Origin of the sequence: Cryobacterium frigoriphilum, from assembly GCF_004403305.1 — a bacterium.
GTDB lineage: Bacteria > Actinomycetota > Actinomycetes > Actinomycetales > Microbacteriaceae > Cryobacterium > Cryobacterium frigoriphilum.
Window position 1 is genome coordinate 52,620 of record NZ_SOHE01000036.1, and the last position, 20,280, is coordinate 72,899.

Sequence of the window (20,280 nt, forward strand, 5' to 3'; positions counted from 1 at the left end):
ACCGGGCGACGCCCATCCTAATCGGCGTCGGTGTCGGCGGGAGCGCTGGCACCGGTGTCGCCGGTGAGATCGCGAGCCTTCGACAGGGCCGCGCTGGTTCCCGCCGCCCGCACCCGCTTGCGCAGGCTCTTGGGGCTCGCCGTGCGTTCGCCGAGGGCGCCGGGGGTCCAGGCCTCGAAGTCGGCGTCGGTGAAGTCGGTCTTCGACGGCCGACGCTTGAGCTCGGGCAGGATCGTGTCGGGAGCGAGGCGGCGGGCAGTGATGAGAAATCCGGTGTGGCCGATCATGCGGTGGTCGGGGCGCACGGCGAGTCCCTCGACATGCCAGCCGCGAATCATGGTCTCGTTGGAATCGGGGTTCGTGTACAGCCCGGTGCCGCGGATGGCCTCCGCCACACGGGAGAGCTGGGTCACGGTCGCGACGTAGCAGAGCACGACGCCGCCGGGCTTGAGGGCGTCGGAGACGACGTCGAGGCATTCCCACGGCGCGAGCATGTCGAGCACGACACGGTCGACACTCTGGGCCGGGAGGGTGTCGGGCAGGGTCTCCGCGAGGTCGCCGAGGGTGATGGTCCAGTTCTCGGGGTCGGAGCCGAGGAACGTCGCGATGTTGTCGCGGGCGACGTCGGCGAATTCCTCGCGGCGTTCGAAGGAGGCGAGCCGCCCCGCGGGGCCGATGGCGCGCAGCAGCCACAGCGACAGCGCCCCCGACCCGACACCGGCCTCAACGACGGTGGCGCCCGGAAAGATGTCGGCCTGCGCCAGAATCTGGGCGGCATCCTTGGGGTAGATGATGGCCGCGCCGCGCGGCATCGACATGACAAAGTCGACGAGCAGCGGGCGCAACACGAGGTGTTCGACGCCCACGTTGTTGGTGACGACGCTACCGTCGGGCAGCCCGATGATGTCGTCGTGGGCGACAATGCCGCGGTGGGTGTGGAAGACCTTGCCCGGTTCGAGCGTGATGGTGTTCAGGCGCCCCTTGGGGCCGGTCAGCTGGGCCCGGTCGCCGGCCCGAAACGGTCCGCTGTTCTGAACGCCCTGATTGTACTGAACGCCCTGATTGTGCTGAACATCTGGAGTGAGACTCATACGGTAACGGTGTCCTCGGAGGTTGTGGGGGTGAGTGGGGTCTCGCGGCTGGCGAACAGGGCGAGGAGGTCGGCGACGCCGCGACCGGCCAGCGACGGCCAGCGCACGTAGTCGGCGCTCTCCGGCAGGTCTATCTGGTGCGGAACGGCGATCGTGAGGGCGCCAGAGGCGACGGCGGAGGCGACTCCGGGAACGGAATCCTCGATCGCGATGCATCGGGCCGGGTCGACGCCGAGCGTGCGCGCGGCGGTCAGATAGGCCTCGGGGTGCGGTTTGCTCTCGGTGACCATGTCGCCGGCGACAATGGTGTCGAAGGCGGCCAGGCCGGAAAAGTCGACCAGATCGGCGACCTGACGCGCCATCCGCTCCACCGACATGGTGACGAGGGCCGTGGGGATGCCGGCCGTTTTCAGCTCCTGCAGCAGCTCGCGGGCGCCCGGGCGCCAGGGGATGCCGCCCTCGGCGAGTTGCTCCTGCACCCGGCTGGTCAGCCAGGCCACGATGGCGTCGGCCGGCATCTCAACGCCGTGGGACTGCAGGATCGCGGCCGAGTTCCAGAGGCCGGAGCCGACAAGCTGCATGCAGTCGGCGTGGGTCCAGGTGCCGCCAAAAGAGCCGACGAGTTCGGTTTCGGCGCGCATCCAGTACGGTTCACTGTCGACGAGGGTCCCATCCATGTCCCAGAGTACGGCGGCGGGCAGGGCTGAATTTGCGGGGATCGGTGTCACGGGGTTCAAGTGTACGGGGCACCGCCTATTCTTGACTGATGGGTGTAGCGCGGCACGGAATGCGACACCGAAGAAACGAGGGTTAACGACGGTGACAGACGGCAACGGATTTCTGGGTGGACGACTGCTCGTGGTGGCCTTCGAGGGCTGGAACGATGCGGGCGAAGCGGCAACCGGTGCCGTGCGTACCCTGAAGGAGCTGCTCGATGTGACCCAGGTCGCCGAGGTCGACCCCGAGGTCTATTTCGATTACCAGTTCAACCGGCCGACCGTCTCGACCAATGAAGACGGCCAGCGCCGGCTGGAGTGGCCCGGAGCGATCATGTACGGGCCATCCGTTCCGACCGTGGCCGGCGCGCCGCTCGCGGAAGACGCCCAACTGCACGTCAGCGGCAGCAATGCCGGCAACATCTACCTGTTGCTGGGAACCGAACCCAGCCGCAGCTGGAAGAGCTTTGCCTCGGAAATACTGGACGCGGCCCTCGCTGCGGACGTGACCGGCATAGTCTTTCTCGGCGCGATGCTCGCCGACGTGCCCCACACCAGGCCCATTTCGATCTTCGTCTCGAGCGACAACCCCGCAGTCAGAAGCGAGCTGCAGATCGAGCGCAGCACCTACGAGGGCCCGGTGGGCATTCTGAGCGTGCTCTCCGACCTCGCCGAGCAGCTCGGCATTCCGACGGTCTCGATCTGGGCCTCCGTGCCGCACTACGTGCACAATGCACCGTCGCCCAAGGCGATGCTCGCCCTCATCGACAAGCTTGAGGAGATCATCGACGTCGTCATTCCCCGCGGCACCCTCGTGACCGAGGCAGCCGAGTGGCAGACCGGCATCGACGCCCTCGCGGCCGAAGACGACGATATGGCGGCGTACATCAACCAGCTCGAACAGGCCCGCGACACGGTCGATTCGCCGGAGGCCAGCGGCGAAGCCATCGCCCACGAATTCGAGAAGTACCTGCGCAAACGCGGCGACGGCCGGGATGGCCGCGACGGACGCTCCGGCGGACCCGGCGGACCCGGCGGATCCGGCGGATCTGGTGGACCTGGGACAACTCCGGACGGTCCCCGGCAGTCCTGACCCTGCCAGCTGCCCGAGACACCCGAGACACCCGAGAGACGCCGCTACAGGTCGACGCCCAGAAGAGCATCGACCGCGCGTGCGAGCAGTGCCGGGTCGCTGACCCCGGTGAGCGCGGCCTTGTCGACGAGCGCCAGCGCGGTCGGGGTGTCCAGATCGTTGACGAGTGCGGTGCGCAGGGTTCCGATCACGTAGGAGCTGGTCGCGGTGCCGGGCACCGCATCCGCTCCGAACGCGGCGGTCCAGCGCGCCAGGCGGGCCGTACCGATTCCGAGGTGGGCGTCGGTCCAGGTCCAGTCGGTGCGGTAGTGCTGGGCGAGGAGCGCGAGCCGAATGGCGCGGGCATCCGCTCCCTGCTGCAACAACACCGACACGAGCACCAGGTTGCCGAGTGACTTGCTCATCTTCTCGCCCTGATAGGCGACCATGCCGGTGTGGCTGTAGACACCGGCAAGCGGATGTCCGGACAGGGCGGCCGCATGGCCCGCGCTCATGTCGTGGTGCGGAAAGATCAGGTCGGCTCCCCCGCCCTGCACGGTGAAGTCGGTGCCGAGTTCCTGCAGGGCGATCACCGAACACTCGATGTGCCAGCCGGGGCGACCCGGCCCGACCTCGGACTCCCAGGCCGGTTCGCCGGCGCGCGCGGCACGCCACAGCATCGGGTCGAGCGGATCGCGCTTGCCGGGGCGGTCGGGGTCGCCGCCGCGCTCGGCGGACAGCAGCAGCATGTCCGCCCGGCTGAGGTTGCTTTCGTCACCGATCTGCCAGGCGGTCTGCCGTTCGGCGGCGGCAATGTCGAAGTACACGTCGGAGCCGCGAACGGGGTCGGTGCCGTCGACCGGGGTGACGCTGAGGGCGTCCGCGGTCGGCACGGAGTAGGCCATGCCGGCGGCTACGAGCTGGCCGACCGCCGCGGCGACCTCGTCGATGACATCCGTCACGGCGACATAGTCGTTGGGCGGGATGATGCGCAGCGCGGCCATGTCGGTGCGGAACAGTTCCACCTGGGATTCGGCCAGGTCACGCCAATCCACCCCGGTAGCGATGGCCCGCTCGAGCAGCGGATCGTCGACATCCGTCACATTCTGGGCGTAGTGCACCCGGTAGCCGGCATCACGCCAGACCCGCTGCAGGGTGTCGAAGGCGAGGTAGGTCGCGGCGTGGCCGATATGCGTGGCGTCGTACGGGGTGATGCCACAGACGTACAACCGGGCGACATCCGTCGGCTTCGCTTCGACGAGGCTGTCGCTCGCGGTGTCGTGAAGCCACGGCGCCGTCGAGGGGCCGGGAACGGACGGAATCTGGGGGTGTTGCCATGCACGCATGCATCCAGCCTAACTAGGCCGTGATGGTGCCGTTCGCCAGCAGCACGAGAAGAGTGCCGCCCAGAAGAATGCGGTAGATGACAAAGGGCAGAAAGCTGCGCTTGGAGATGTAGCTCATGAAGAAGGCGATCACCGCGAGGCCGACGAAGAAGGCGATGACGGTCGCGATGAGGGTTTCGAGGGGGCCGAAGATCTCCGGGGTGCAATTACCGGCGGCGACCACGCAGGGCTCGGCGATGCTCTTGAAGATCTGGTAGAAGCCGCTGCCGAGTACCGCGGGAATCGCCAGCAGGAACGCATAGCGGGCGGCAGCGGCGCGCTCGTAGCCCAGGAACAGGCCCGCTGTGATGGTGCCGCCGGAACGGGACACCCCCGGCACGAGCGCGAGGGCCTGTGCGAAGCCGAAGATCACGCCGTGCCCGACGGTGAGGTCGGTCAGGGCACGACGCTTGGCTCCGACATAGTCGGCGACGCCGAGCAGCACGCCGAACACGATCAGCATGATCGCGGTGATCCACAGCGACCGCAGCACGGTCTCGATCTGGTCCTGAAACAGCAGGCCCAGCACGATGATCGGCAGGGAGCCGAGAATGATGAGCCAGCCCATGCGAGCGTCGGTGTCGGTGCGCGGCACCCGGCCAACGAGCGAACGGCACCATCGCCCGATGATGCGCACGATATCCCGCCAGAAGAACAGCACCACGGCCAGCTCGGTGCCAATCTGGGTTATCGCGGTGAATCGCGCCCCCGGATCTTCGCCGGTTCCCAGGAACTGCCCGACGATGGTGATGTGCGCGCTCGAGGAGACCGGGAGAAATTCGGTCAGGCCCTGGACCAGGCCCAGAATGATCGCATTGATGATGTCCACGCGCGCTGCTTCCGCTTCGGTGTCGAACGAGTTGCCGGACGCTGATGCGCTAGTAGCTCGTGAGCAGGTCGGTCAGAACCTGCCTGCCAAAGACTAGTGCGTCGAGCGGAACTCTCTCGTCAACGCCGTGGAACATCGCCGGAAAGTCCAGATCGGCCGGCAGCCGCAGCGGAGCGAAGCCGTAACCCTTGATGCCGAGTTTGCTCAGCGCCTTGTTGTCGGTTCCGGCCGAGAGCAGGTAGGGCAGAACCGGCGCGCCCGGATCGTGGCGGCCGAGCGTGTCGACGACCGCATCGATCAGCGGACCGCTGAACTCCGTTTCGAGTCCCACGTCGCGGTGCACGATGACAATCTCGATGTCGGGGCCGACCAACTCGGCGATTTCGGCCAGAACCTGGTCTTCTTCTCCGGGCAGAGAACGGATGTCGATGAGAGCTTCGGCCGTATCGGGAATCACGTTGTGCTTGTAGCCGGCCGTGAGCTTGGTCGGGTTCGTGGTCGTGCGCAGGCTCGCCTGGATGAACCCCGACGCGGTACCGGTCGCGAGGGCGAGCTCGTCGGGGCCGACCCGTTGCGGGTCGACTCCCAGAATGCGAGCCAGTTCGGCGAGGAGCTGCGTCGTCGTGTTGGTCAGGCGGATCGGCCATTCCCGACGCCCGACCGCGGCGACGGCCTCGGCGAGGCGCGTCACGGCGTTGTCGTGAATGAGGCGGGAACCGTGGGCGGCGCTGCCGCGCGCGACGAGCTTGATCCAGATCAGTGCCTTCTCACCCGTCTGCAGCAGGTACGCTCGCTGGCCGCCGAGGGTGATGGAGTAACCGCCGACCTCGCTGATGGCCTCGGTGGCACCGGCGAAAAGTTCGGGCCGCGAGTCGACGAGGTAGTGCGAGCCGAAGACTCCCCCGGCCTCCTCGTCGGCGAAGAACGCGATGACCAGGTCCCGTTCCGGAGCCTGGCCGGCACCCACGATGTCGGTGAGCGACGCGAGGATCATGGCGTCCATGTTTTTCATGTCGACGGCGCCGCGGCCCCACAGCAGGCCGTCCTTGATCACGCCCGCGAAGGGGTCGACCGTCCAGTTGGTCGGATCGGCCGGTACGACGTCAAGGTGACCGTGCACCACGAGGGCCGGCTTGTCGGGGTTGCGGCCCGCTACCCGGGCGACGACACTCGTTCGGCCCGGTTCGGAGTCGTACAGTTCTGGACTGAGCCCCAGGCCGCGCAGCTTTTCGGCAACGTACTCGGCGGCATCCGTTTCACCGTTGCTGCGCCCCTCGCCGTAATTCGTGGTGTCGAATCGAATCAGGTCGCGGGCGATTCGCGCCGTCAGGTCGAGCTCAGTCGGGTTCGCATCCTCGGAAAGCGCGGAATCCTGCGGGACGGACGTGCCGGCGGAGCTGGTGTCGGTGGGAGTTGAAGGAGCCATAAGTTCACGCTACCCGGCGCGCTTGGCCCGGTGTGTACAAAGCGGGGTTCTAAGCGTGCTAGATTCTTCTACGGCAGCCAGAACAACGGCGGCCATCATCACCCGGTCCGGGTGGCGGAATTGGTAGACGCGCTGGCTTGAGGTGCCAGTGCCCGTTAAGGGCGTGTGGGTTCAAGTCCCATCTCGGACACGGAGATTGCACCAGTAACTGGAGCAGTTAACGAGAACTGGTTGAGACAGTTCACAAGATAAGGCCGAATCGAAAGATTCGGCCTTTCTTGGTTTAACGCTCACCCTGCTGTGATCACCAATCACGAGGGGTGCACTCACACGACGTTGATGTGGGCGCGGGCTAGGCTCGGCCCATGAATTCTGACACCCCGGCTGTTCCCATTCTGCTGGTGCACGGCATCCGTGCCTCCAGAACCATGTGGGCGCACCAGGAGCGGCAGCTGACCGCGGCCGGCCACCCAGTGCTCGCGATCGATCTTCCGGGCCACGGCGAGCGGATGGGCGAGGAGTTCACGGTGCGCGGCGCCCTCGCCGCCATCGACGCCGGGGTCAACGCCCTCGGCGGCCGGGTGCTGCTCGTTGGTCTGTCTCTCGGCGGCTATTACGCGATCGCCTATGCGGCAGAGCACCCCGATCGGGTCGCCGGGCTGGTTGCTGCCGGCTGTTCGGCGGTGCCGCGCGGCGTCTTACTCTACGGCTATCGGCTGCTGGCGCGGGGCATCCGTCGCCTGCCCGATCGTGGCCTGTGGCTGCACGAGACCATGGCACGCCGACTGTTGCCGCCTGACGGGGCGAGAGACGTGCTCGCCGGCGGCGCCGCGCTCGACGTGATGGACTCCGGCCTGCGCGCCACGTCGACCCTGACCCCGCTGCGGAGCCTCGCCGCCTATCCGGGTCCGGTGTGGCTCGTGAATGGCGCCCTCGACCACTTTCGACTGAACGAACGACGCTTTCTGGCCGCCTGCCAGAACGGCCGAGTCGTGGTGGTCGCCGGGGCAACCCACCTGTCCAGCCTCGCTCAACCCGATCGTTTCACGGCCGTTGTCGCGGAGATAGCCGCGCAGCTGCCCACCGACTGACGATGATTGTCGGTTCTGGGTGATTACTGGTATCGTTGGCCGTTGACTTGCGTGATGGGTCCCACCCCACACGATTATCGCCGCAGGAGCGCCCTCTACCGCTCGCGGCTGTCCAAACAAATTGTTCGGTGCAAACCGTGCAGAACCCAACGAAAGCGTAAAAAACGTGGCAAATATCAAGTCGCAGATCAAGCGAATTGGCACCAACAAGAAGGCTCAGGAGCGCAACAAGTCGGTCAAGAGCGAGTTCAAGTCCGCGATCCGCGTGACTCGTACCGCCATTGCCGCCGGCGACAAGGACAAGGCTGTCGCCAGCCTCGCCTTCGCTTCCAAGAAGCTCGACAAGGCTGTCAGCAAGGGTGTAATTCACCAGAACCAGGCAGCGAACAAGAAGTCGGCCATCGCGAAGGCCGTGTCCGCACTCGTCTAATCGCGTCGCGCTCCACGCGCTCAAAACAGCCCCCGTCACCGCGACGGGGGCCTTTTTGTACCTTTTCGGGGCGCACGAACACGGGTTGCCCCGCGAGAGCCCCCCGCTATACTGACCGCGTGATGAGCCCCGAGGTGTCCGAAATCGCCCGAACCCAACCCCAGCGCAGCCCCGAACCCGCGGGCGAACGATCCGACGCAGCGGCAGCATCCGCTCGGTTCCTGACCGGACTGGCGGCCGCCGCTGCCACGGTCGTCGCCGCGGCCCTGCTCGCCGAGCCCGAGATCATTCCCGCGGCGCCCTGGACGATTGTCGGGATTGTCGCGCTCGTGCTGTTTCTCGTCAGCCTCGTGGGGTTCGCCGCTGCGGCCTGGGGGCCGACGAGTCGACGTCGGCGCCTGATGCGGGTCGGCGGTCTGAGCGGCGTCGCCGGGCTCGCTGTCGTCTGTGTCGCCCTCGCGATGCGCCTGTTCCTGCCGTTGCCGCTGCAGACGGTGCTGGTTCAATTCAGCGATCTGGCCGGCCGCGTGCAGATCGAGTACTGCCCGACCCTCCCGCAGTCCTTCGCCGGCAGCGCGACGGCCGCCGAGCTGCAGGGCACCGCGGCCGTGGTTGCGGTGAAGGTGACCGGCGAGGTCTGCGGCAGCGAAGAATTTGCCGACGGCGTGTGGCTCTACCTGACCCGGTCGTCGATCACGCTCGGCGCCGAGTAGCGAGCCCCGCGAGAGCGGGTTAGAGTTCGCCGCGGCGCGCGATGACGCCGACGAGCCGCTCGAGGGCGAAAACCGGATCCCGAACGGCGCCCTTGACGCCGGCATCCGCTTCGGCCAGGGCCTCGATGCAGCGCGCCAGGCCCTCGTCGGTCCAGCCGCGCAGGTCGCGCTGAGCACGCTCCACCTGCCACGGGGCGAGGCCGAACTTGCTCGCGAGCTGAGCGCTGCCGCCGTGGGCACCGTAGAGCTTGGCCATGGTTCGAATCTTCATCGCGAACGCGGCAACAATGGGAACCGGATCGGCCCCGGATGACAGGGCGTGGCGCAGGGTGATGAGTGCCTCACCGCGACGCCCGGCAATCGCCGAATCGGCGACCTTGAAGGCGTTGGTCTCGACCCGGCCGCCGTAATAGCGGTCGACGGTGGCCTCGGTGACCTCGCTCGTGGCATCCGCGATCAGCTGCTGGCAGGCCGCCGACAGCTCCGCAAGGTCGTCGCTGAAGGCGCCGACGAGGGAGCGCAGGGCACCGGTGCTGACGCGCTTACCGCCGGCCCGAAACTCGGCCACGGCAAAGTCGTACTTGTCGGTGTCTTTCTTGAGTTCCGCGCAGACTACTTCGATGCCGCCGCCGAGGCCACCGCGCACGGTGTCGAGCAGTTTTTTGCCGCGCACTCCCCCACCGTGCCGCAACACCACGTAGGTGTCTTCGGCGGGGTTCTGCAGGTAATCGAGCGCCTCGGCGAGAAAGGTGTCACTGCACTTCTCGACCGCGCTGACTCGAATCAGGCGAGGTTCCCCGAACAGGGATGGGCTCGCGAGGGTCAGCAGCTCGCCGGGCGCATAGCTGTCTGCCTGAACGTCGCTGATCTCCAGGCTCGGATCTTCGAGCTTCAGAAAGTCCCGCAGCTGACGGATGGCGCGCTCGGCCAGAAAGGATTCGGTACCGGAGACGAGCACGATGGGCGCGGGACGCACCTGATGCCACGCCAACTGAGCGATCGTGGTCTTGGCGCTGGCTTTCGGGGCGGTCTTGGTGGCGGGTCGTGCGGCGGGTCGTGCGGCCACGGGTGTCCAATCGTTGATGTGCTCGAACCAGCCTATCCGGCACCCGCCCCGGCATCGACGGCACCGAGCGCGCCGGAGCGATGGCCTCGCTCGGGACGGTGCGGCGGTTGTCGGCGTGTTCGGTCCAGATGCGCAGGCCGCCGCTCGGAGCCGACGCGATCACGACTAGGCCCTGCCGGTCGGTGCGCAGGGCCTCGGTGCCCGCCGCAGCCAGCAGGTTCAGCAGCGACGCCGTCGGGTGCCCGTACCCGTTATCCGTCCCGACCGAGATCACCCCGACGCGCGCCTGAAGCTCGGTGTAGAACTCCGCGCTCTGGTCACCCGAGCCGTGATGAGCGACCTTCACCACGTCGACCTCGGGCAGCGTCCCCTGGGCCCGCAGGGCGCGTTGGGAGTCTTCGCCGAGGTCGCCGAGAAAGATCGATCGAATACCGCGCCCGTCGAATCCGATCGTGACGCTGCCGTCGTTGCCGACCTGCATCAGGCTGGAACCCCGCACCGGCCAATAGATGTCCCAGCGCAGGTCGCCGAGCATGCCGCTGTCACCGCGGGCCGCCTGTCGCACCTGGGCGCCGCCGTCGGTCAGACGGGTGTGGAGGGCCGCGTCCTGCGCGTTTTCGGGCTCACCCACGAGAACCGAATCCACCCGGCCGATGATCGCGTCAAGACCGCCAATGTGGTCGAGGTCGTAATGGGTGAGCAGCAGCAGAGCGATCCGACCGATGCCGAGTGTCTTCAGGCAGGCGCGCAGCGCTGCCGGGTCAGGACCGACATCGACGAGCGCGTACCGGGTCGCCCCGAGGGCGTCGGTGTTGCGCACCACGACGGCGTCACCCTGCCCGATGTCGCAGGCCGCGATCTGCCAGTCGCTCGGGAAGGCGAGGGCGCGGCCGACTCCCGCGCCGATGAGGGCGCCGGCGTACATGCCGAACCCGACGATGAGCAGGGCGAGGGTCGCGGTGCGCCAGAGCGGGCGCGGCGGGCGCGCGGCCGCTGTCGTCACCGACGGACTGTGTTCGGCTGGCCTGCGCACGGTCCGCCGACGTTCGGCCGGCGCCTGCCGATCCGTCGGTATCCGCTCTCGACCGGGGACGGTGAGCAGCAGTGCGAGCACGGCGGCCGTGACGGCCGCGATTCCGAGTGCTCCCGGCAGCCCACCGAGCCACGGCAGGGTGGTCGCCGGCAGCCCGGCAGTTGTCTGAGCGACCGCGGCGATCCAGGCCGAGGGCAGCCAGGCCGCCGACATCAGCGCACTGCCGACCGGCGGCAGGATCGGCAGCAGCAGGCAGGCCAGCAGGCCGACGACCGTCGCGATCGGCGCAGCGGGAGCCGCCAGCAGGTTCGCCGGCACGCCGTAGAGCGGCAGCGTCGGACTCAGCAGCACGAGCACGGGCTGGCACGCCAGCTGGGCGGCGAGGGGGATGGCGATAACCGCGGCGAGGGGAGCCGGCATCCACCGGCTCAGTACCCGGGCCAGGGGCCCGCAAAGCAGCAGCAGCCCCCCGGTCGCGAGCACCGACAGCGCAAAACCATAGTTGCGCGCAAGCCAGGGGTCGAGTGCGATCAAAACGATGACGGAGAGTGCGAGGGTCGGCACGCCGCGGCCGGGCCGTCCGACACCGACCGCCAGCAGCGTGACCGTGGCCATCACGGAGGAGCGCAGCACACTCGGCTCGGGCGTCACGAGCACAACGAAGCCCAGCAGCGCGATCAGCGACAGTGCGATGCGCCACGGTCGGCGCAGCCGCAGGTAGCCGCCGAGCAGCATGATGGCGGCAATCACGATCGCGCAGTTCGCTCCGGAGACCGCGGTGAGGTGGCTGAGCGAACTCGTCTTCATCGCGGTATCGAGGGAGGCACTCACCGACGCGGTATCGCCGATCGCGAGTCCCGGCAGCAGGTCGCCACCGTCTCCCGGCAGGGTCGAGGCGGCCTGCGCGAATCCGGCCCGCAGATCGCCGAAGAAGCCGAGCCAGCCGGGTGGCTCGCTCAGCAGCTGCGGGGGCCCTCGGCCGAACATGAGCGCCGCTGCGCCATCTCCCGGCTCGGTCAGGTGCAGGGTACCGGCCAGCCGGAGGGTGGTTCCGATCCGCATCCGCTTGGACTCGGCGAGCTCGGCGAAGACGACCACGGGCACCGCAACCTGCTCCGCAGCCGACGTGGAGTTGGCACGGTCGACGGTGATGGCGTCGAGCGTCGCCCGAAATCGGGAGCGCTCGCCGAAGGCCGCTCCGGCAGCACCGGAGCGCGTTGACGGCACCGGAGCCGAGGTGACGGTCAGCACTCCGGTCAGGTCGGCGTGTTGCTCGGCCGCGGCCCGCACCGCCTCCGGCAAGCGCTGCGGGGCAGCCACCGCGACGACGGAGGCCACGAGCGCCGCCGCCGCGCAGCTCACCGCGACGAGGGGCAGCAGCGTGACGACCCGGTTCGCGCGCAGCAGGCGCGAACGCCGCGGAACGTTTCGTGCAGCTCGTCGAGCCTGCACGAAGGCGACGGCCGCCGCGAGACAAGCCGTCGACCAGAGTCCCACGCCCACGCCCACGGCCCAGTCGGGGATGCCGATGAGCACACCCGCGACGAGCCAGCCGGCCACTGCCGGCACGGCGAGTCGCAAATCGACGCTCAGGCCCGTCGCCCGCGGAAGGCCCGTCGCCCGAGGATGGCCCGTCACCCGAGTCATACCGTCACGAGGTCTTTCAGCGCCTCGAAGGTCTTGTCGCCGATTCCGGTGACGTTGCGCAGGTCATCGGTCGAGGTGAAGGGTCCGTTCGCCTCGCGATAGTCGAGAATGCGCTGGGCCATCGCCGGCCCGATGCGCGGCAGGGTATCGAGATCGGCCACCGTCGCCGTGTTCAGGTTCACGATCGTGGCGGCCGAGCCGCCGGCACCGGCATCCGCACCGGCCGACACCCCGGGCGGCACTCCGGCCGGTACTTCTCCTACCCGCGGCAGGTAGAGCTGTTCGCCGTCGCTCAGCAGGCGGGCCAGATTCGCTCCGGCCGGATCGGCCGTGTCGGTCAGGCCCCCGGCAGCCGCGACGGCGTCGATGACCCGCGCTCCGTCGGGCAGTTCGAACAGCCCCGGCCGCTCGACGGCCCCGAGAACATGCACGAAGATGATCGCGCCCGCAGCCGATGCGGTGCCACCGGAATCGGCGGGTGCGTCGCTCGCCGCCGCTGCGCCCGGCTCGTCGTCCCCGAGCGGTACGGCGCCCGAGCCGGCAGCATCCGCTGCGACGACGCGGCTGCCGGACTGCTGACCGACCGCCGAGACGACGACGGTGATCACGAGCGCGGCCAGCAGAAGCACGATAGCCGCGCCGACGCCGACACGCAGGTGCACGCGTTGCGGTGGCCGCTCCGGCAGCCGGGCGGCCGGCACAAGAAGTTGGAGTGCGCCGGAGTCGTCAGGAACGTCGTCAGCGTCGTCGGGTGAGGGTGCGGCAGGCACGGGCATAGCGGCAGGTTAGAACGCCCCGGCCTCGGCCCGGGCCGCTAATGCCTAAATGGGGCATAACTCGCCGGCGCGCGGCCCTGTGGAGGGACCGCGCCCGGGCGAACCCGATGCTAGATCGCGCGCGTGACGAACGAGACGAGCCTGGGAGCCCGCACGATCACCTTGATGATCTGACGATCGCCGATCGAACGGATGATCGCCGCCGACTCCCTGGCGAGCTTCTCGAGGTCGTCGTTGCCGACCTTGGGGCTGACTTCGAGTTTGTCGCGCACCTTGCCGTCAACCTGCACGACCGCGGTGACCGACTCGGCAACGAGCAGGCTCGGGTCGGCCTTGCGCCACTGCACGAGGGCCACGCAGGGCTCGTAGCCGAGCAGCGACCACATCTCCTCCGAGGTGTAGGGCGCGAAGAGGTTGAGCGCGACCGTGGTGACCTCCGCGGCCTCGCGCACCGCGGCATCCGCTGCCCCGGCGCCGGTATCGATGACCTTGCGCGTGGCGTTGACCAGTTCCATCAGTCGGGCGACGACCACGTTGAATTTGAACGATTCGACGAGGGCCGGCGCATCGGCCAGGAACCGGTGCGTGACGCGGCGCAGCGCGGCATCGCCGGTGCTCCAGTCGATTTCGGGGGCACTCGTCACGTCGCGGGCCATGCGCCAGGCGCGGGCCAGAAACTTGGCCGAGCCGACCGGGGACACATCGTGCCAGTCGATGTCGTCTTCCGGCGGACCGGCAAAGGCCATCGTCAGGCGCACGGCATCGACGCCGTGGCGCTCGACCTCTTCGGTGAAGTAGACCAGGTTGCCGCGGCTCTTGCTCATCTTGGCACCGTCGAGAATGACCATGCCCTGGTTGAGCAGGGCGGTGAAGGGCTCGGTGAAGGTGACGTAGCCCTCGTCGAAGAGGAATTTCGTGATGAAGCGGGCGTAAAGCAGGTGCAGGATGGCGTGCTCGACGCCGCCCACGTACTGGTCGACCGGCGCCCATTTCTCGGCCTCGCGGGGGTCGAAGGCCTGGGTGTCGTCGTTCGGGTTGAGGAAGCGCAGAAAGTACCAGGAGCTGTCGACGAAGGTGTCCATGGTGTCGGGGTCACGGCGTGCCGGGGTACCGTCGATCGGGTTGGGCACGTTGACCCAGTCGGTCGCTCCGCCGAGCGGCGAGGTGCCCTTGGGCTTGAGGTCGAGGCCCTCGGTCGACGGCAGGCGCACGGGCAGCTGGTCTTCGGGAACCGGGATCTCGGCGCCGTCGGCGCCGTGGATGATGGGGATCGGGGTGCCCCAGTAGCGCTGGCGGGAGATGAGCCAGTCGCGCAGCCGGTAGTTCTTGGCGGCGCGGCCGGTGCCGGCAACGCTCAGCAGCTCGATGATGCGCTTGATCGCATTGTTCTTGCTGAGGCCGTTGAGGGTGCCGGAGTTGATCAGGCGGCCCTCGCCGGTCAGGGCGAGTCCGGTGCTGACCGGGTCGAGGGCGGGGAGTTCTTCGGTGCCGTCGAGCATCTCCTGGGTGATGACGGGGATGACGCCGGTCACGGCGGCATTGGTGTCGATGACCACGGTGACGGGCAGGTTGAACTTGCGGGCGAAGTCGAGGTCACGCTGGTCGTGGGCGGGAACGGCCATGACCGCGCCGGTGCCGTAGTCGGCGAGCACGTAGTCGGCCGTCCAGATCGGCAGGCGCTCGCCGTTGACCGGGTTGATCGCGTAGCGGCCGAGAAAGATGCCGGTCTTCTCGCGGTCGGTGGCCTGGCGTTCCATCTCGGTACTGCGCTGAACCTGCACGAGATACTCGCGGAAGGCCTCCTGCACCTCGGGCGTCGACCCCTCGGCCAGTTCACCGGCGAGGTCGGAATCGGGCGCGACGACCATGAACGTCGTGCCGTAGAGAGTGTCGGGGCGGGTGGTGAACACGGTGACGCGTTCGGTGCGACCCTCGATGACGAAGTCGACATCCGCTCCGATGGAGCGTCCGATCCAGTTGCGCTGCATGTTGAGAACCTTGGCCGGCCAGCTGCCCTCGAGCTGGTTCAGGTCATCGAGCAGGCGGTCGGCGTAGTCGGTGATTTTGAAGTACCACTGGGTCAGCTTCTTCTTCACGACGACGGCGCCGCTGCGCTCGCTCGTGCCGTCGGGCAGGACCTGCTCGTTGGCGAGCACGGTCTGGTCGGTCGGGTCCCAGTTGACCCAGCTGTCCTTGCGGTAGGCGAGGCCCTTCTTGTGCAGCTGCAGGAACAGCCACTGGGTCCACTTGTAGTACTCCGGGTCGCTCGTGTGCAGCTCGCGATCCCAGTCGAAGCTCGTCGCGTAGAGCTTCATGCTCTTCTTCTGCTGGGCGATGTTGTCGTAGGTCCAGCCGCGCGGGTCGATGCCCCGCTTGATGGCGGCATTCTCGGCGGGCAGCCCGAACGAGTCCCAGCCGATCGGGTGCAGCACGTTGAAGCCCTGCTGGCGCCAGTAACGGGCCACGACGTCGCCGAGCGCGTAGACCTCGGCGTGTCCCATGTGCAGGTCTCCCGACGGGTACGGGAACATGTCGAGCACGTACTTGCGTGGCCGGGTATCGGTCGGATCGCTCGTGGCGAACGGCTTGATGTCTTCCCAGACGGGAGCCCACTTGGCCTGGGTGGCGGCGAAGTCGTAGTGGTCGTCGTCGCGCTCGTCGCGCTCCTGGCCGGCTACGCGGTCCGCAGAAGAGGCGTCGACGATGGTGTCGGCGCTGATGGGCATGCTGTCGTGCTCGTGTGCCACGGGACTCTCATTCATTGCAGGAAATTTCAGTGCGGAAACAGTTTCAGTGCGAAAAACAGTGCGAAATCAGTAATCCGTGCGGGTGCGAAGCTCAGGCGGATGCGTGGCTGCGCGCCGTCCACCCCTCTAGATTACCCATCCCGGAGCCGCTCACCGGCTCCGGGGGCGGCGGAACGCCCAGCGCGCGCAGCAGTGCCGCGGCCTTGAGCCTCGTTTCCTCGATCTCCTCCGCTGGGTCGGACAGAGCGGTGATGCCGCCGCCGGTGCCGATGGAGACACCGTCAGGGGTGATCACGATACTGCGAATGACCATGGCCAGGTCGATCGCGCCGTCATGGCCGAGGTACCCAAAAGCGCCCGCATAGATGCCGCGCGCACCGCCCTCAAGCGAATCGAGAAGCGTCATCGCACTGCGCTTGGGCGCGCCGGTCATCGACCCGGCCGGAAAACAGGCTTCCACGGCATCGATACCGCGGATGCCCGCGGCGAGTCTGGCCTCAATGGTGCTGACCAGCTGGTGCACGGCCGGATAACTTTCGACGCCGAGCAGGGTGGTGACGCGCACCGAACCGAGCCGGGCGATGCGGCCCAGGTCGTTACGCATCAGGTCGACAATCATTAGGTTTTCGGCTCGTTCCTTGTCGCTCGCAAGAAGTTCGTCGCGCAGCGCCCGGTCACGTTCCGGGTCGGTACCGCGGCTACGGGTGCCCTTGATCGGTTTCGTCGTGACGACACCCTGCCGGGTGACGGCGAGAAACTGCTCGGGTGAGGAGCTCAGCAGGGACACCGTTCCGAACCGCAACAGCCCGCCGTGGTGGCTGGGATTCTCGGCGCGGAGCCGGGCATAGACCACGGCGGGGTCGGGGTGCAGGTCGAGGCTAATCTCGTTGGTGAGGCAGAGCTGGTACGCATCGCCGGCATGGATCGCGGCCTGACACCGCTCAATGAGCTTGGCGTAGGCACGTGGACCGTGACGCCAGCGGGCTGCCGATGCCGGTAGCCCCGGCTGTGACGGTGACGGTGGCACAGGTGGCACAGGTGGCACAGCATCGAGCAGTGCCTGCACCTCGACCGCCCAGGCCGCGACGCCCTCACGGGCCAGCAGCGTCACGGTTCTGCTCTGGTGATCGAATGCGATGGCGCGGTCGAGGTCGAGCAGGGCGGCATCCGTCGTGCGCGCTTCGTGCGCGGGAGCGCCCACGGCTCCGGCGCCGAGTTCATACCCGAGCCAGCCGACCCAGCCCAAAGCGAAGCCGTGGGATTGCTCGTTGACAACGGGCGAATCAGATTCGGCATCGGCATCACGCGCGTCGCTGTCGCTGCGGAGAAAGTCGAAGATGGTTCCCGGCATCGTGACGGCCGGTACCCCCGGGTCGCCGGGAACGCACACGGTGACCGTATTCGTCGGCACCGAGGCCGTCACGAAGCGTGATCGAGCGGATGCCGCCCCCAGGTAGCTCACGCCGGTCTGCGCGAACGGCCCAGCGTCAAGCCAGACGGCATAGCGATCGGAGCCGTACAGGGCAGCGAAGACGACTGCCGGATCGTGCCACTCACGCAATCGTTCGCGTTCAATGGAAGCGCTCACCTTGCCAGCCTAAGCTGTGACGAATGAATGACATCCTCAGCTGGATCCTCGACTCCGTCTCGAGTGTCGATCCCGTCGTTCGCACGATCCTGGCCGGGGTGGGTATTCTGCTCGAAACCTCGGTGCTGATCGGCCTCATCATTCCGGGCGACACGATCGTCATTGTCGCGAGCACCGCCGTCACCAACCCGACCGAATACGTCGCCCTCGTGCTGACCGTCATTGTCGGCGCGCTCTGCGGCGAGAGCATCGGCTTCGCCCTCGGCCGGCACTTCGGACCGGTCATCCGCCGCAGCAGGCTGGGGCGCCGCATCGGCGAGAGGAACTGGGTGCGCGCCGAGGTCTACCTCGACCGTCGCGGCGGCATCGCGGTCTTCCTGTCACGATTTCTGCCCGTGCTGCACTCGCTCATTCCACTGACGGTCGGCATGAGCAAAATGAGGTACCGCACCTTCATGACCTGGACCGTTCCGGCCTGCATTATCTGGTCGCTGGCCTACGTGACCGTGGGCGCCGCGGCGGCCGGCGGTTACCGGGAGCTCAGCGGTCGTCTGCATTTCGCCGGCTACATTTTCGTCGGCGTGATCGCCGCATTCGTGCTGCTGGTCTTTCTCGTGAAGAAGTGGGTGCACCGCCGCGAGGCGCGCCACATGCTCACCGACGACACGCCGACCGGTGACGGCTCCGTCAGACCGGACTGACGATCTTTTGTCTGCTGTTCCCCAGCAGATGAGCGCTCCGGAGGGTCATTTCTAATTAAACGGAATATATTGCGTTTAATAGGAGGATACTCGCAAGCAACAAGCAGGAGATGTGCATGGAGGTGCCGTAACACGCGCTGCCCAACGCGGTTGGGCAGCCGTCCTGCTTCTCACATGGGGACGGTATGGATTCTCTCTCGGTTGATCAAAATATTCCGGCAGCAGACATTGGAGCAGGGGGGACGCGCAGGAGTTTCCGTGAGGAACTCGATACCAAGCGCTATCACGTGGTGGATGACCACTGGGCCGGTCGGGTTCCGGCGCAGTACGGAGTCGCCCCGCGGGTGCGGATCGGTCAGGGCAAGTGGTTCAATCTGCTCTGGTTGATTCCCATTGGTCTCGTGCTGCTCATCACGGCCATCGCCATCGCCCAGGGCCTGCGGGAGATTCCCGCGGTGCAGGATTTCCTGAGCCGGTATCCGGGCGAATCGGCTCTGCCCGCCAACGCACCGGTCGGGTTGCCGGCCTGGGTCGGCTGGCAGCACTTTCTGAATCTCTTCATGATGGTATTCATCATCCGTTCCGGCGTCAGCATCATGGCCGACCATCCCCGGTTCTACTGGACCAGGCACTCGACCCCGGGCAAGGACTGGTTTCGCATGCAGAAGCCGGTGCCGAGCGATCCGCTCTACACGGCCAAGGAAGACTCGATCACCCTGCCGGACGGCGTCGGTCTGCCCGGTCGCCGGCACTCGATCGGGCTGGCCCGCTGGTGGCACCTCGGCGTCGATACCGTCTGGCTGCTGAACGGAGTCCTCTTCTTCGTGCTCATTTTCACGACCGGGCAGTGGATGCGCCTGGTCCCGTTGCGCTGGGATGTCATCCCCAACGCCGCCTCGGCCGCGCTGCAGTATCTCTCGCTCGACTGGCCGGTTGAAAACGGGTGGACCAACTACAACAGCCTGCAGCTCATCGCCTACTTCATCACGGTCTTCATCGCGGCTCCGCTTGCCCTGATCACGGGCCTGGGCATGTCCCCCGCCCTCTCCACTCGTTTCCGCCGAGTCAGTACGATCTTCAACATTCAGGTGGCCAGGTCGCTGCACTTCTTCGTGCTGTGCTGGTTCGTCATGTTCATCGTCGTGCACGTGACCCTCGTGATGACCACCGGCGCGCTGCGCAACCTCAACCACATGTACGCGTCGCAGGACAATGATTCCTGGGTCGGGTTCGGTATTTTCGCGGCCTCGATGGTGCTCGTCGTCGTCGGCTGGCTCGCCGCCACGCCCTTCACCTACCGGCATCCGCGCACGGTGCAAAAGGTGGGCTTCGCACTCATCGGTCGCGCGGAGCGCCTGTTCGAACACATCGATTCCAAGCCGGGCCAGTACACGGAGAAGGACATTTCACCGTACTTCTGGCACAACGGAAAGTACCCCGACTCCGAGGAATACCAGACACTCCAGGCGGGAAACTTCGCGGACTACACGCTGCGAGTCAACGGGCTCGTCGAGAACCCGGTCGAGCTGACCCTCGCGCAGGTGAAGGCGCTGACTTACCACGATCAGATCACCCAGCACTTCTGCATTCAGGGCTGGTCAGGGGTCGCAAAATGGGGTGGCGTCTCGATGCAGACGATTCTCGATCTGGTGCAGCCGAAACCCGAAGCGAAATGGGTGATCTTCTACTCCTTCGCGGACGGACCCGACGGTGGTGCCTACTATGACGCCCAGCCCATCGAGCAGATGAGCTACAAGCTGACCATGCTTGCCTACGACCTGAACGGCGAAACCGTGTCGTTTGGGCACGGCGCTCCGCTTCGGCTGCGCAACGAAACTCAGGTGGGCTTCAAGATGGTGAAGTGGATCAAGGGAATCGAATTCGTCGAGGACTTCTCCGAGATCGGGGCTGGCTTCGGCGGTTACCACAACGACCACGAGTTCTTTGGCTACCGCCAGGCGATCTAAGC

The 20,280-nt window shown here is 67.1% G+C and carries 15 protein-coding genes, 1 tRNA gene and 1 pseudogene; 7 read left to right on the forward strand and 10 right to left on the reverse strand.

Annotation, left to right across the window (positions count from 1 at the left end):
• Nucleotides 1-17 precede the first annotated feature (17 nt).
• Together E3T55_RS07635 and E3T55_RS07640 are read right to left on the reverse strand one after the other, a co-directional pair.
• On the reverse strand, nucleotides 18-1,091 hold the full coding sequence (locus E3T55_RS07635; protein ID WP_134518978.1) for a tRNA (adenine-N1)-methyltransferase: 1,074 nt from the start codon (nucleotides 1,089-1,091) through the stop codon (nucleotides 18-20).
• Complete coding sequence (locus E3T55_RS07640) at nucleotides 1,088-1,828, reverse strand: HAD family hydrolase (protein WP_420897983.1); 741 nt, start codon at nucleotides 1,826-1,828, stop codon at nucleotides 1,088-1,090. Before E3T55_RS07640 ends, E3T55_RS07635 begins: the two co-directional genes overlap by 4 nt.
• A gap of 82 nt (nucleotides 1,829-1,910) precedes the next feature.
• Here E3T55_RS07640 and E3T55_RS07645 point away from each other — a divergent pair, with 82 nt between their 5' ends.
• The gene (locus E3T55_RS07645) at nucleotides 1,911-2,900 is read left to right on the forward strand and encodes a PAC2 family protein (protein WP_134518979.1); all 990 of its coding nucleotides are present in this window, start codon (nucleotides 1,911-1,913) and stop codon (nucleotides 2,898-2,900) included.
• A gap of 44 nt (nucleotides 2,901-2,944) precedes the next feature.
• On the opposite strand, the gene mshC is transcribed toward E3T55_RS07645, so the two are convergent.
• From mshC to E3T55_RS07660, 3 genes are read right to left on the reverse strand one after another with little or no spacing between them, the layout of a single operon-like run.
• Nucleotides 2,945-4,225, reverse strand: coding sequence for a cysteine--1-D-myo-inosityl 2-amino-2-deoxy-alpha-D-glucopyranoside ligase (gene mshC / locus E3T55_RS07650; RefSeq protein ID WP_134518980.1), 1,281 nt, complete (start codon nucleotides 4,223-4,225; stop codon nucleotides 2,945-2,947).
• Nucleotides 4,226-4,238: 13 nt separating this feature from the next.
• Nucleotides 4,239-5,093: an undecaprenyl-diphosphate phosphatase gene (locus E3T55_RS07655; RefSeq protein WP_134518981.1), complete on the reverse strand. Its 855-nt coding sequence runs from the start codon at nucleotides 5,091-5,093 to the stop codon at nucleotides 4,239-4,241.
• 49 nt (nucleotides 5,094-5,142) lie between these two features.
• A complete protein-coding gene (locus tag E3T55_RS07660; RefSeq protein ID WP_134518982.1) occupies nucleotides 5,143-6,519 on the reverse strand; it encodes a M20/M25/M40 family metallo-hydrolase in 1,377 nt (458 codons plus the stop codon).
• A gap of 105 nt (nucleotides 6,520-6,624) precedes the next feature.
• Between E3T55_RS07660 and E3T55_RS07665 the strand changes: the two genes are divergently transcribed.
• The 4 genes from E3T55_RS07665 (at nucleotide 6,625) to E3T55_RS07680 (ending at nucleotide 8,753) form a co-directional block, all read left to right on the forward strand.
• Nucleotides 6,625-6,709: transfer RNA gene (locus tag E3T55_RS07665), tRNA-Leu, on the forward strand.
• 175 nt (nucleotides 6,710-6,884) lie between these two features.
• Nucleotides 6,885-7,610, forward strand: a complete 726-nt coding sequence (locus tag E3T55_RS07670; protein WP_134518983.1) for an alpha/beta fold hydrolase — start codon at nucleotides 6,885-6,887, stop codon at nucleotides 7,608-7,610.
• A gap of 166 nt (nucleotides 7,611-7,776) precedes the next feature.
• On the forward strand, nucleotides 7,777-8,040 hold the full coding sequence (gene rpsT, locus E3T55_RS07675; protein ID WP_119973823.1) for a 30S ribosomal protein S20: 264 nt from the start codon (nucleotides 7,777-7,779) through the stop codon (nucleotides 8,038-8,040).
• Between the two features lie 119 nt (nucleotides 8,041-8,159).
• Nucleotides 8,160-8,753 (forward strand): hypothetical protein, encoded by a 594-nt coding sequence (locus E3T55_RS07680; protein ID WP_134518984.1) that lies wholly within the window; start codon nucleotides 8,160-8,162, stop codon nucleotides 8,751-8,753.
• A gap of 19 nt (nucleotides 8,754-8,772) precedes the next feature.
• On the opposite strand, the gene holA is transcribed toward E3T55_RS07680, so the two are convergent.
• From holA to E3T55_RS07705, 5 genes and pseudogenes are all read right to left on the reverse strand, one after another.
• Entirely contained in the window at nucleotides 8,773-9,819 is a 1,047-nt protein-coding gene (holA, locus tag E3T55_RS20725; protein ID WP_134518985.1) for a DNA polymerase III subunit delta, read from the reverse strand.
• Nucleotides 9,820-10,231: 412 nt separating this feature from the next.
• Nucleotides 10,232-12,499, reverse strand: a pseudogene (locus tag E3T55_RS21080) (ComEC/Rec2 family competence protein); the annotation flags it as partial.
• Nucleotides 12,496-13,275, reverse strand: coding sequence for a ComEA family DNA-binding protein (locus E3T55_RS07695; RefSeq protein WP_134518987.1), 780 nt, complete (start codon nucleotides 13,273-13,275; stop codon nucleotides 12,496-12,498). The pseudogene E3T55_RS21080 and the gene E3T55_RS07695, both read right to left, overlap by 4 nt.
• A gap of 110 nt (nucleotides 13,276-13,385) precedes the next feature.
• On the reverse strand, nucleotides 13,386-16,037 hold the full coding sequence (gene leuS, locus E3T55_RS07700; RefSeq protein WP_166791710.1) for a leucine--tRNA ligase: 2,652 nt from the start codon (nucleotides 16,035-16,037) through the stop codon (nucleotides 13,386-13,388).
• A 76-nt stretch (nucleotides 16,038-16,113) separates the two neighbouring features.
• Nucleotides 16,114-17,610 carry an anthranilate synthase component I family protein gene (locus tag E3T55_RS07705; protein WP_134518988.1) on the reverse strand — a complete coding sequence of 499 codons (1,497 nt, stop codon included), beginning with the start codon at nucleotides 17,608-17,610 and terminating at the stop codon, nucleotides 16,114-16,116.
• A 23-nt stretch (nucleotides 17,611-17,633) separates the two neighbouring features.
• Between E3T55_RS07705 and E3T55_RS07710 the strand changes: the two genes are divergently transcribed.
• Nucleotides 17,634-18,311: a DedA family protein gene (locus tag E3T55_RS07710; protein ID WP_134518989.1), complete on the forward strand. Its 678-nt coding sequence runs from the start codon at nucleotides 17,634-17,636 to the stop codon at nucleotides 18,309-18,311.
• A 290-nt stretch (nucleotides 18,312-18,601) separates the two neighbouring features.
• Nucleotides 18,602-20,278 carry a molybdopterin-dependent oxidoreductase gene (locus E3T55_RS07715; RefSeq protein WP_241992937.1) on the forward strand — a complete coding sequence of 559 codons (1,677 nt, stop codon included), beginning with the start codon at nucleotides 18,602-18,604 and terminating at the stop codon, nucleotides 20,276-20,278.
• Nucleotides 20,279-20,280: the final 2 nt, after the last annotated feature.

Coding starts and splice junctions, on each gene's coding strand:
- E3T55_RS07635 (WP_134518978.1), bottom strand. CDS start 1,091: ATGAGTCTCACTCCAGATGTTCAGCACAATCAGGGCGTTCAGTACAAT.
- mshC (WP_134518980.1), bottom strand. CDS start 4,225: ATGCGTGCATGGCAACACCCCCAGATTCCGTCCGTTCCCGGCCCCTCG.
- E3T55_RS07660 (WP_134518982.1), bottom strand. CDS start 6,519: ATGGCTCCTTCAACTCCCACCGACACCAGCTCCGCCGGCACGTCCGTC.
- E3T55_RS07670 (WP_134518983.1), top strand. CDS start 6,885: ATGAATTCTGACACCCCGGCTGTTCCCATTCTGCTGGTGCACGGCATC.
- E3T55_RS07695 (WP_134518987.1), bottom strand. CDS start 13,275: ATGCCCGTGCCTGCCGCACCCTCACCCGACGACGCTGACGACGTTCCT.
- leuS (WP_166791710.1), bottom strand. CDS start 16,037: ATGAATGAGAGTCCCGTGGCACACGAGCACGACAGCATGCCCATCAGC.
- E3T55_RS07710 (WP_134518989.1), top strand. CDS start 17,634: ATGAATGACATCCTCAGCTGGATCCTCGACTCCGTCTCGAGTGTCGAT.